At 38.9% G+C, this 12,695-nt stretch carries 10 protein-coding genes and 1 tRNA gene; 4 read left to right on the top strand and 7 right to left on the bottom strand.

The genetic code is table 11. The annotated features are described in order from the left end of the window. The first annotated feature begins 148 nt into the window (after window positions 1-148). Window positions 149-847, top strand: coding sequence for a pirin family protein (locus tag AC1M83_RS00210; RefSeq protein ID WP_481589686.1), 699 nt, complete (start codon window positions 149-151; stop codon window positions 845-847). Window positions 848-988: 141 nt separating this feature from the next. Here AC1M83_RS00210 and AC1M83_RS00205 read toward each other — a convergent pair. Together AC1M83_RS00205 and greB are read right to left on the bottom strand one after the other, a co-directional pair. Beyond that, window positions 989-1,078, bottom strand: a tRNA-Ser gene (locus AC1M83_RS00205). Window positions 1,079-1,168: 90 nt separating this feature from the next. Beyond that, window positions 1,169-1,663 (bottom strand): transcription elongation factor GreB, encoded by a 495-nt coding sequence (gene greB / locus AC1M83_RS00200; RefSeq protein ID WP_481589685.1) that lies wholly within the window; start codon window positions 1,661-1,663, stop codon window positions 1,169-1,171. Between the two features lie 366 nt (window positions 1,664-2,029). Here greB and AC1M83_RS00195 point away from each other — a divergent pair, with 366 nt between their 5' ends. Then, entirely contained in the window at window positions 2,030-3,145 is a 1,116-nt protein-coding gene (locus tag AC1M83_RS00195) for a transglycosylase SLT domain-containing protein (protein ID WP_035266964.1), read from the top strand. Between the two features lie 46 nt (window positions 3,146-3,191). Here the strand turns inward: AC1M83_RS00195 and AC1M83_RS00190 are convergent, their stop codons facing one another. Both AC1M83_RS00190 and ttcA read right to left on the bottom strand, forming a co-directional pair. Beyond that, window positions 3,192-3,575, bottom strand: coding sequence for an SCP2 sterol-binding domain-containing protein (locus AC1M83_RS00190; RefSeq protein WP_092765941.1), 384 nt, complete (start codon window positions 3,573-3,575; stop codon window positions 3,192-3,194). A 339-nt stretch (window positions 3,576-3,914) separates the two neighbouring features. Then, window positions 3,915-4,838, bottom strand: coding sequence for a tRNA 2-thiocytidine(32) synthetase TtcA (gene ttcA / locus AC1M83_RS00185; RefSeq protein ID WP_035266955.1), 924 nt, complete (start codon window positions 4,836-4,838; stop codon window positions 3,915-3,917). Window positions 4,839-5,352: 514 nt separating this feature from the next. Here ttcA and AC1M83_RS00180 point away from each other — a divergent pair. Beyond that, complete coding sequence (locus AC1M83_RS00180; RefSeq protein WP_416224308.1) at window positions 5,353-6,210, top strand: lytic transglycosylase domain-containing protein; 858 nt, start codon at window positions 5,353-5,355, stop codon at window positions 6,208-6,210. A gap of 124 nt (window positions 6,211-6,334) precedes the next feature. Beyond that, window positions 6,335-7,240: a protease HtpX gene (gene htpX, locus AC1M83_RS00175; protein ID WP_035266954.1), complete on the top strand. Its 906-nt coding sequence runs from the start codon at window positions 6,335-6,337 to the stop codon at window positions 7,238-7,240. Between the two features lie 60 nt (window positions 7,241-7,300). Here htpX and AC1M83_RS00170 read toward each other — a convergent pair whose 3' ends face one another. From AC1M83_RS00170 to AC1M83_RS00160, 3 genes are all read right to left on the bottom strand, one after another. Further along, the gene (locus AC1M83_RS00170) at window positions 7,301-7,876 is read right to left on the bottom strand and encodes a DUF4112 domain-containing protein (RefSeq protein ID WP_035266953.1); all 576 of its coding nucleotides are present in this window, start codon (window positions 7,874-7,876) and stop codon (window positions 7,301-7,303) included. Between the two features lie 40 nt (window positions 7,877-7,916). Further along, window positions 7,917-9,254, bottom strand: coding sequence for a magnesium transporter (mgtE, locus tag AC1M83_RS00165; protein ID WP_481590051.1), 1,338 nt, complete (start codon window positions 9,252-9,254; stop codon window positions 7,917-7,919). 158 nt (window positions 9,255-9,412) lie between these two features. Then, a complete protein-coding gene (locus AC1M83_RS00160; RefSeq protein ID WP_481589684.1) occupies window positions 9,413-12,520 on the bottom strand; it encodes a multidrug efflux RND transporter permease subunit in 3,108 nt (1,035 codons plus the stop codon). Window positions 12,521-12,695 lie beyond the last annotated feature (175 nt).

The following is a 12,695-nucleotide window of genomic DNA, read 5'->3' as shown; positions in this document are numbered from 1 at the left end:
TCTAATTTTAAAAAGCCTGCTTCAAGCAGGCTTTTTTATCCTTTTTATGTTTCAAAATTAGAACGATACGTTGTCCTAACCTACTATCTTATTCATTTTAAACTATTAAAATAACATCATCTTTAAGAATAATGAAAGGAGCATCATCATGAATGCTTATTTACATCGCAGTGAATCACGTGGTCATGTAAAAATGGGTTGGTTAGAATCCAAACACAGCTTCTCATTTGGGAACTGGTATGACCCTAACCACATGGGCATCAGTGCTCTCCGTGTCATTAATGATGATCTCATTGCTGGTCATCAAGGTTTCGGTACACATCCACACGACAATATGGAAATTCTCACCTGTGTATTACAGGGAGCGATTACACATAAAGATAGTATGGGTAACCACGGTGATATCAAAGCTGGTGAATGGCAACTGATGAGTGCAGGTACAGGCATTCAACACAGTGAAATAAACCAAGGTGATGAAACAGTTCATTTACTGCAAATCTGGATTATTCCAAATCAGCGCGATGCAGAGCCGAATTACCAACAAATTCAACTCGATCCTGCTGAACAACCGAACAAATGGCATCTGATTTGTGGACCGACAGAACAAGCACCCATGCATATTCGCCAAAATGCGGAGGTTAAAACAGCTGTTTTGGAGAAAGGTCATTCACTTGAAGTTGTTGCAACACAACATGTCAGCTATCTACATGTGATTAGTGGTTCAATTCAAGTCGCTGAACACATTGTGAATGCTGGAGATGCTATTGCATTTATTGATCCAGCGCAGATTAAAGCATCGGAAGATGCTCGTGTGATTTGGTTCGATCTTCCAGAAAAAGTGGCTTAAACGCTGTAGAAAAACCACCTTAGGGTGGTTTTTTTATAATATGCTCAAAAAATTAAATCAAACAGTAAATATCTGTCTTAGTATCGCACCAACATGAAGAAAATAAAAAAGCCACTAATAATTAGTGGCTTTTTAAAAATTTGGCGGAAGCGGTGAGATTCGAACTCACGGAGGACTCACACCCTCGTCGGTTTTCAAGACCGGTGCATTAAACCGCTCTGCCACGCTTCCAATGGCGGCTATCATATAAATATTTTTTAAAATTGGCAAACAATTTTCTAAGAAATTTTGCTCGCCTGCCTATTTTTAAATCAAAAAGCACTATTTTGCTGAATTTTCGAGCTTTTCATAGCGAATTGAATTAATAAACCATGTTTTTTTCCCCAAGGGGGTATGTACTTCAAATTCATCATCTACTTCCTTACCTAACATTGCACGTGCCATAGGTGAATCTATTGAAATATGTTGAGGATGATGATCATAAATTTCATCTACACCGACAATCCGAATCGTCTTTAATTGTCCTTCCTCGTTCTCGATGTCTACCCAAGCGCCAAAATATACTTTGCCCTCTTGTTCAGGAGAAAAATCGATAATTCGCAACTCTTCAAGTCGTTTACCGAGGTAACGAACACGACGGTCTATTTTTCGTAAAATTTGTTTATTGTATTGATAATCTGCGTTTTCAGAACGATCACCTAAACTGGCAGCCCAATTCACTTTTTTGGTGATTTCAGGTCGTTCCTCATGCCATAAATACTGTAGTTCTGCGACCAATTTGTCATGCCCACTTCGGGTAATTAAATTCGATTTCATAGGCGATAAAATGAGTATTTTGCTTACGTTATAGCGACACATTGCAACATTTTATACCGCATTTCTACATGGAAAAATTTTATAAAGTTTTTTCTTTTTATTTATCAATATCTTAAAACCATGTTTTTTATTTTTTTTTGTACAAAATTTGACATGAGTAAAATTGACCATTAATATGCGCCCATGTTTTATCTTGATTACTTTTTGTACGAAGATCTTTTCTTCAATATTTTATCCACCCACACATGTCATTTTGAATGACGTTCATGACGCCCACCCTAATTGAATTTATCAACTTTAAATAAAAGTTTAAGGCGGTACTGCTTTTGCTTTTTTTGGGCATAAATTACTTGTAGCGGAGACAACATGCGCAGTAGTTCAAACACTGGATCGAGGCTTTGCCTTAATTCACTAACTTCTTCTCTCTCGTTTAAAGCGATGGTCCTCGCTACAGCATTTATCCCATTTCATGCATTAAATGCAACAAAGACCGACAACCAATACAACTCCATTGTAAATTCGAACAAGCTTACAGTGGTGGCCGTGTCAAATCCCACCGTGGTTTTTAAAGACGGTAACTTCAAACATGGCTTTGGCTATGACTTGGTGAGCAGTTACGCTCAAAACTTAAATGTAAAACTCGATTTTAAAACGGTTCAAAGTAATGAAGCCGCTTTGAAAATGGTGCAGCAAGGTAAAGCTCATTTCGCGGTGACCACAGCATCGATCATGACCATTGAGCAAAAGAATCTTTCAGGTTTTTCCGCATCATGTGGTGACCTTGAAAGCTTACGCAAAAATGGGCTTAATCCAGAAATCAATTGGGTTTTTAAAAATGCTGCTGATCCTTTAACAGATACTGCCAGCGGTTTTGTTTGTCAAAGCAAGCAAAATGGTGCTATCCGTCAAATGGCATCTTTCTACAACCGCAACGTGGTTAAACAAGATGATTGGGATACTATTCAGCGCAATCTGAAAACACGTATGCCAATTTATAAAGCTAGCTTTAAAAAGTCAGCCCAAACATACGACTTAGATTGGCACTTCCTCGCTGCGATAGGCTATCAAGAGTCGTTCTTAAAACCGAATTCTGTGTCTCCTACAGGTGTGCGTGGCATCATGATGCTCACCAACAACACAGCAAAAGCAATGGGTGTGTCGAATCGTGTTGATCCTGCTCAAAGTATTGCAGGTGGTGCGAAGTATTTTGATCTGATGATGTCAAAATATGATTATATTCCTAAACATGATCGTTATTGGTATGCCCTCGTGGCTTACAATATGGGGCCAGGTGCCACAGATGCGATTATGAAGCGCCTAAAAGCCCAAGGAAAAAATCCGAATGATTGGATACAGGTATATGATTTTCTTTACCGTAATCAATCGCACAATACGCGTTATAAGCAAGCGATCCAATACGTCACTCGTATTCGTGCTTATTTAGAACATATTAAAACGACACCAAGTTTGGTGAGTATTTAACAAAAAAAGCTTACCTAAAGGTAAGCTTTTTTTTGTTTAAAAAGTCTTAAGTAGTTTGCTCTAAAACTTTTTTGAACAAATCTTTTTGTTCTTGGCTTGGCTTCGCTGTTTGTAAAGCCATCAATTGAGACATATCGCCTTGAACTTTGATTTTACCAGTCATAAATGCTTGCATAGCAGCAGCCATGTCAAACTCTAAGAATACTTTGCGTAAAGTATCCGCATCTAAGTTTAAAGTTGTTTTAGCATTCGCAGAAGCGCCTTTTTGGATCTTACCGCTATCAAGCGCTAATTCAGTCGTTCCTTCGCTACCTGTTACTACAAGATTCAATGCTAGATTTGCTAATGATGGTGGTAAGTTCAAATCACCAGCTTCAGCTGTAAGTTTCTCAACGTTTGCAAACCAATCATCAGTTAAAAATGCAGGCATGTTCTTTCCTCGATGTATTTATTCAATTTATTGCGTTACCTATCCAAGATAACAACATGTAGAAGCTTTACGCTTGAGAGAGTTATAGCATGATATTTTCCAAATGCGATACGTTTTTTTGTACTCTGCGTTCGATTTTTTTTGTAAATAAAACTAATCACCTAAATATCATCAAATCTTTATTTTTTCACAAGTTTGTCAATGATTTTTTGTATCGGTACTACGACCTAAAGTGACAAAAAACATCATTTTGTAAATCGACTCAACACCTTCATTAAAATGTAAAAATCTAAGAAATAAAAAAAGCACTTCGAAAAGTGCTTTTTTTATTAAGACGAATTACTCAGCAGCAAAACCGAGATTGACCATGCTAATACGCTTATTTGGTGTATCCCCTTCGGCTGTTGAACAAGTTACATCAAAATCAACTTCACGTTGTCCATCTAAGGCTTCAAAATCGAAAAGATCTCGGTCAGCCAATTGCGATGGCGAGACATTCTGTAACGCGCCAAAAATGCTGTGTAAACGTTTTGGATGAGCTTTATCCCATTCACGCAACATATCATTGATGATTGCGCGCTGTAAGTTTTCCTGCGAACCACACAAGTTACATGGAATAATTGGGAATTTGCGCATTTCAGCGTATTTGATGATGTCTTTCTCTTCAACATACGCCAAAGGACGAATCAGAATATTCTTTTTATCCGATGAAAGTAGTTTTGGTGGCATCGCCTTTAAACTACCGCCATGGAATAGGTTCAAGAAGAACGTTGCCATAATATCATCACGATGATGACCTAAAGCAACTTTGGTCGCGCCAATTTCTTGAGCAAAACCATATAAAGAACCACGGCGCAAGCGTGAGCACACTGCACAATAGGTTTTACCTTCAGGTGTAAGCTTTTTGGTAATGCTATATGTATCTTTTTCTAAGATGTAGTACGGAATATTATTTTCTTCTAAATAACGGGGTAATACATCCTCAGGGAACCCTGGTTGTTTCTGATCAAGATTCACAGCCACAACATCAAAATTGATTGGTGCTATGCGTTTAAACTGCAGGAGAATGTCCAGCATGGTATAGCTATCTTTACCACCTGAAATACATACCATGACCTTATCGCCATCCTCAATCATTTTGTAGTCACGGATTGCATGACCTACTTGACGACGAAGTTTTTTTAATAAACGATAATATGCAGAACTTGTAGGTGGCTCTGGCTTAAAATTAAATCCTTGGTTGGATTCAACTGGCGAGTACATAGACGACATTAACCATAAAAAAAATACTGCGCAATTTTAGCCGATTCAGTGCTTAATCGCATCTAAAGAATCTGTTTTTTACATCTAATTTTTATTTTTTCATAACACTGTCTTATTCACACATCTAAAATGGACGCTTGGGTTCATTTTTTAGTCGAATTGCTTATCTTTTGGACTTTTCCACAGTTTTCCACAAAACCTGTGGATAAAATTGTGGACTTTTTAGGGGTTGACAAAGTTTTGGCAAGATAAGATGGTGCTTCCCCTTAGATTGATCATTTTTTAACCACTATTCTATATCCTTAAAATTCAATAACTTATATGTGTCAAGCAGTTGTTTATAAATAAAAATAAATAATTTTTTTGGATATTAAGCCAACAATTAAGACTTGATTTTTTTACAACGAATTGTTAAAAAACATTACATAGTCGAGAGACATCTCCATTGCAGAAAATCACCCACATATCATTTAGGGACAAAAATAGTGTTCGAATGATGAAAACTACAAATAAAATAAAAGTCATAGCGTTATTTGGGTGTGTGAATTTTCTAATATTCTCGCCACAGGCTTCTGCAGGTCAAACAATCTATCAGCTGAAAGATTCAAACGGCACTACCGTACTGACCAACCGCAAAAACAAATACAACCATCTTAAAGTTGAAAAGAAAACCTACTATCCAGATAGCAATATTCATAGTTACAGCAATTGGGGAAGCAACGAAGCATCTGTTCTCCCAAGCCATAGTAAAAATCGAAATGCCTTTGATGGCTATATTCGCCAAGCAGCTCAACGACACGGCATTTCTGAAGGACTCATTAAAGCGGTGATGCACACAGAGTCTGGTTTTAATATACATGCACGCTCCCCTGTTGGTGCTCAGGGTCTTATGCAATTGATGCCTGCGACTGCACAACGATTTAATGTCAATAATGCATATGATCCTGAACAAAATATTTTCGCTGGTGCAAAATATTTGGCTTGGCTATTGAAACGCTTTAATGGCAATACGCAATTGGCATTAGCGGGTTATAATGCTGGCGAAGGAAATGTTGCTAAATATGGTGGAATACCGCCCTTTCGTGAAACTCAAGACTATGTCAGACGTGTACTCAGTCGTTACAATAATTTATACGCCAATGGTGTAGGCTCAAATCCAATCAATAGTTATTCAGCATCGGTATCTTCTAAGTTAAGTTCACCGAGCTATAACAATCAGAATTTATCAGCTCAAGTGACTGCACCATCTAAACCAAAGTCACCTCCTCGCCAAATTATTGTGGCCGCTGATGGCAGTTTTACTGACGCACCAGCTGGTTCATATTCTACAAATAATGCCACAGCATCAGCGAAGATCTATATTTCGAATTAATCTCAATTTTTTTCGTTATATTTTTTATTTTTTTCTTGAAATTTTCCCTATTCGAAAGCATATTTGACATAGGTTTTTTAATTCAAAAAGCTTATTAAATTTTATTTATAAGAGGATTTTCTCGATGATGCGGATTGGTTTGTTTTTGCTGACCAACCTCGCGGTACTGGTGGTAGCTGGCATAATCTTGTCACTCTTCGGTGTCGGTAGTTACCATGGCGCGGGTGGCTTGAATCTTGGCAATTTACTTGTGATCTGTTTTGTCTTTGGTATGGTGGGTTCTTTAATCTCCCTATTCATGTCAAAGTGGATTGCAAAGAAAACCACAGGTACAGAGTTAATTGATCCCAATGCTCCACGCAACCAAGCGGAAGCATGGTTACTCAATGAAGTGGCACAACTTTCTCAACGTGCTGGTATTAAAATGCCAGAAGTTGGTATTTTCCCATCTTATCAATCAAATGCTTTCGCAACTGGTTGGAACAAAAACGATGCTTTAGTCGCTGTTTCAACAGGCTTATTGGAACGCATGAATAAAGATGAATTACGTGCAGTGTTGGCGCATGAAATTGGTCACGTTGCAAATGGTGACATGGTCACCCTTGCTTTAGTCCAAGGTGTAGTCAACGCGTTTGTGATGTTCTTCGCGCGTATCGTCGGCGACTTTGTAGATCGCAACGTATTTGGTCGTGAAGAAGGTGAAGCACCGGGCTGGAGCTATTTCCTCATTACAATCGTGTTAGATATCGTATTCGGTATTCTTGCTTCGGCAATTGTCATGTGGTTCTCTCGCTATCGTGAATATCGTGCTGATGAGGCTGGCGCGCGTTTAGCAGGTAAACAAGCCATGATCAGTGCATTACTTCGCTTGCAAGCAGAAACTGAAATGCCAGATCAAATGCCTAAAGAAATGAAAGCGTTCTCAATTTCATCAGGTCGTGAAGAAGGATTCAGCCTTGCTGCACTCTTCCAAACACACCCAACAATTGAGCAACGTGTAGCAGCATTACAACAACTTGATTGTCCTTAATCTGCTTCTAAAAAAAGCCTCCATAGGGAGGCTTTTTTAATGGACTCAATCTATAAGACTTTAAATAGATTGAAACCATTGCCATAAGAACGTGACACCAAACCATAAGGCAACACCAAAAATAATTAAAAACAGAAGACCCAGTAAATCAGGAATATGAATCCAAATCCATGCCACGACAGGATTTCGCCAGAAGGCAGAGTTCTGCTGTTTACGCTCTAAGTTTTCATGTAAAAATGGGTGTACCACATGATGGTCTGAATGAATCTGATACTCTTCACGAATATGATCATGAACCACATCTAAAGCCTTGCGACTCGGTCGAATAAACACATCAAAGAGTGTACCTGCAACAGGGATTAAACCTACTACACCATCCATCACAGCAAGTTTAAGCACGCCATTCAATTTAGATTGGGGCACACCGATTTTTCGAGCTTGTAATACTGCATAACACGTAAGTACAAATCCAGCTACGTCACCCGCCACAGGAATCGTACTCAATGCTGCATCAGCCCCTACCCCTTGTTTAGTGAATGGAATTCTTACGACGGAATCCATCATGTTTGCGAACTTGGCAAGATCGCGTTCCATTTTGATGACTTCAGCTTGGGTTAATTTATTTTTATTTGTCATTTAAGCAACATCCTGCAAAGATTCTCCATCAGTCATAGCCTTAGAATAAGAGTTGTGAAGCAATAAATAAATAGACCAATACACCAGTTGCATCACATATTGAAGTGACCAAGGGTGCAGATGCGCTTGCGGGATCGAGTCCTAGTTTATTGAGTACAAATGGTAAACTCATCCCGATCAGACAGCCCATCATGACAATACCCATCATACTGATCGCAAGCACTAAAGCGACCATCATATCTCCACGGATATAGCCAAGAATTGAAACAGCTGCAGCCATCGTTGCACCCAGACATAGAGCAACCATCGCTTCACGACCAAGCAACACAAACCAATCCTTGGCTTTTACATCGCCAGTTGCGATTGCTCGAACCATCAAGGTTGCAGATTGGGAGCCTGCGTTACCACCACTCCCAACCAATAGCGGTAAAAAGAAAACCAAAACAATATGCGCAGCGATGATGTCTTCATAATGGGCGATCCCAATACTCGAAAGTAGGCTGCCAAAGACCAGAAACACTAGCCAAAAAACACGTTGTCTAAATAAAAATAATATTGGTGCTGAACGAATACTGATATTTTCTTTAAGCTCTACCGCCCCACTTTTCAAAAAGTCCTCGGTAAATTCTTCTTGGAATACATCCATAGCATCATCATAAGTGACGATACCGAGTAGATGATCATCATGATCTAAAATGGGTAAGGCGATAAAATCATAGTGGCTTAATTTTTTTGCCACTGATTCCTGATCCTCATCTACCCGTCCGTAAATGACCTCAGTGGTCATGACTTCTTGGACTGTTTTATCCAAAGGTGCTTGCACAATTTCTCGAAGAGAAATTACACCCTCAAGTTTCTGAAATTGATTGGTAATATAGATCAGATATAAGGTTTCAGTATCTTTGGCGGAATGACGCAAAATCTCTAAAGCTTGTTGCATTGAGATGTCTGATGGCAAAGTGACATAATCAGATGTCATGATCGCACCAGCCGTTTCCTCAGCATACAGTGCCAAAGATTGAACTTGCTGCTTTGTTTCTCTATCTAAATTCGCAAAAACAAATGTTTTTATTTGATCCGGTAAAGCTTTGTACAAATCAGTTCGAGCATCTGAATGCATTGAACCAATTAACTGGACTGTACTTTTACCGTCCATTTTTTTAACCAACTGTACTTGATGATTGAGTGGCAGAAATTCAAATACATATGCTGCGTTTTCTAAATGGTGGATAAGTTGTATTTGTTGATCAATTTCTAATTGCTGTAAAAACAAAGCCAAATCTGCAGGATTAATCGTATCCGCAATATGATCAATCTGAGCGACATCAGAATTGATCAATGCTTGTTGTAATGCTTCAATTTTATGATCTTGTTTAATTTGATCCATAATCGCTTCATTTATTATCGTTTAGAATTACGCAAGGCATGCTAACACTAATTGAAAATGTTAGTGCGTATTGATCTTGTCAAAAACTGATATTTAAAAATGGATTAAATCAACCGCAGTACCATACTCTTTATACTGCGGATACCACATTAAGTTTCAGATGCTGATTTTGATTTATATTTAAAAATATTCCGAACGATAACAAACATAAAGGGAATAAAGGCTAGAACTAAAATTGTGCCGAAAATTACCCCACCAAGGACACTGACACCAATTTCTTGACGACTGGCAGCACCCGCACCTGAAGCAAATACCAAAGGTATAACCCCTGCACCAAAAGCAAGCGAGGTCATTAAAATTGGACGTAAGCGCAAACTTGCACCTTGTAAAGCAGCAGCAATCGCGTTAGCTCCACGCTCCTGAGCCATTGCCGCAAATTCAACAATTAAGATGGCATTTTTACATGACAACCCAATCGTCGTAAGTAACGCAATTTGGAAGTAAATATCGTTTGGAAATCCGACCAACCAACTAAAAATAATATTACCGCCAATACCCAATGGAATAGCAGCAATCACAACAGAAGGTATCGACCAACTTTCATATAAGGCAGCTAAACATAGAAAGATAAAGCCAACAGAGATGAGATAAAGCCAAATGGCTTGTGTACTCGATTGTTGCTCTTGAAACGATAATCCACTCCACGCTAGCCCAACCCCGTCCAATTGATCAACCATAGACTTGATATCACGCATTGCAGCACCACTGCTCACATTTTTTGCAGTGTCTGCTTCCATTTGTAGCGCGGAATAACCTTGGAAACGAGTCACCACATCAGGGCCTCCATCCCAATCCACAGTGGCAAAATTACCAAATGAAATCATTTGATTTTGATTATTTCGTACAGACCACAAATTGAGATCTTCAGGCTTTGAACGATACTCGGCATCCCCCTGCATCATGACGCGTTTAATACGTCCGCGATCAATAAAGTCGTTCACATAAGAACCACCCCAAGCTGCAGCCAAAGTGCTATTAATCGCAGATTGTGAAAGACCATTCGCCATCACTAATTTTTGATTGATATTCACTTTCAATTTGGCTTTATCTGGATTAGAGCGTTTGCCCAAATTTTCAAAAGTCGTGAAGTTGATTGCCTGTCGTTCTAGCGCTTGAAATTGATCTTCTAAATACTGTCGTCCTTGTCCATTTAAATCTTGCAGCCAAAACTCGATGCCGTTTGTATCGCCAAGACCACTTACAGAACCTGGCAAACTCACCATAATCCGAGCGCGACTGTCTTTTCTAAAGAACTCCATCGCTCGTTCACGAATGGATTGTGCAGCGTTTGCCTCACCTGGACGATCATCCCAATGATGTAATGCTACAAATCCTGTTCCTAAATTTTGACCCGTTCCTGAAAAATTTCGTCCATAACGAATTTGAACCAACCTAACATTCTGTTTTTCTTGTTCAAGAAAATACTCTCGAATACTTTCACCAACAAGCTGACTTTCTGTCATAGGTGCGCCTTCAGGTAAACTGAATTGGACACTGATAAAACCTTGATCTTCACTTGGAATAAAGCTGGTTGGAAGCGACTTATAAAACAAAGCAAAAATCACAATTAACCCAGAAAAACTGGTTAAAACGATCCATTTTAGTGACAGGCTTTTTTCAACCCACTTTAGATAATGCAATCGTAATGATTCCATTTTTGTATTAAACCATGTCGCCCATTTTGCTTCTTGTTGTTTAGGTTTAAGAATAATCGCACACAATGCTGGTGTGAGAATTAACGCGACCAACAATGACAGTGACATGGCTGCAATCAAGGTAATTGAAAACTGACGGTATATAACTCCTGTCGATCCTGTAAAAAAAGCCATCGGAATAAATACTGCAGTTAGCACCACTGTAATTCCAATTAAAGCCCCCGTCATCTCTTGCATAGATAAGATAGACGCTTGCTTTGCAGATAGCCCCTTTTCATGCATCAAACGTTCGACATTTTCGACCACCACAATTGCATCATCTACAAGTAATCCAATCGCAAGAACTAATGCAAAAAGTGTCAATGTATTGATGGTCATTCCGAGCGCAAATAAGACGGCGAAAGTGCCCAAAATAACAATTGGAACCGTGACCGTTGGAATAAGTGTTGCGCGCCAGCTTTGTAAAAAGATAAACATGACCAACACGACCAAGATAATGGCTTCAACTAAGGTCTTTACAACTTCTTTAATGGACTCTTGAACAAACGGCGTGTTATCTCGTGGGTAGACAATTTGATAGCCTTCAGGAAGTTTTTTCTTAATGTCCTCAAGGACTTCTTTAATTTTAGCTGAGGTTGCAAGAGCATTTGCACCAGATGACATTGAAACAGCCAAGCCTGCTGAAGGTGATCCATTAATGGTATTAAAAGCTTGATAATTTTCAGCACCTAACTCAATGCGTGCTACATCTTTTAAATAAATAAAACTTCCATCAGGGGTCGCTTTGACAATGATATTTTTAAATTCATCGACTGTTCTTAGTCGTGATCCAGCGGTAACTTTTGCATTAAGATACTGGTCTGCTACTGTCGGTAAATCTCCGATTCCACCTGCAGCAACTTGTGTATTTTGTGCTTCAATTGCGGCACGAATATCACTAGGCATCAACTGATATTGTTTCAATAAGTTCGGATCTAGCCAAATACGCATGGCATATTGAGAACCAAAGACATCAACCTCACCAACACCTTCTACACGCGCAATTTCTGGTTCAATGTGATCAGCCAAATAATCTGACAACGCAATATTATTACTTTGGTTCGTAGTGTCATATAACCCCACCACCATAAAGGTGTCACCTAAGGATTTATAGACATTGACCCCTTGACGCTGCACGTCTTCAGGCAAACGATTGATCACCCCATTAATGCTATTTTGAACTTGGACTTGTGCTGTGTCTGGATCAGTTCCGTTTTCAAAACTTAAACTAATTCGACTATTCCCAGATGCATTACTGGTAGAGCTAAAATAAAGTAAGTTATCAATTCCTTTAATTTGTTGTTCTATGACCTGTGTGACACTTTCCTCAACTGTTTCGGCATCAGCTCCTGTGTAAGTTGCTGATACAGTAATTCTTGGCGGAGCAATATCAGGATAGCGTTCTACCGGTAAGCTCATCACCGCAAATATACCAATTGCCATGACAATAATCGCAAGTACGCCAGCAAAAATAGGTCGTTCAATAAAGAACTTAGATAACATAGTCGTTAAGCCGTCAAAAGAATTCTAGAAAGTGTTTTCATTAAAATATATAAAAATTTAATTGATATTCAGTGACTATGAATAAAAAAACAAGAACTAATAACAGAAACGATCAACATTGATCGAATTAAGAAGAAAATATGAAGCCCTCACCTATGAACCGCTTATCTGATCT

It is taken from the genome of Acinetobacter sp. 25-47-130 (genome assembly GCF_056779705.1).
This window is presented reverse-complemented; position numbering and strand designations above follow the sequence as displayed.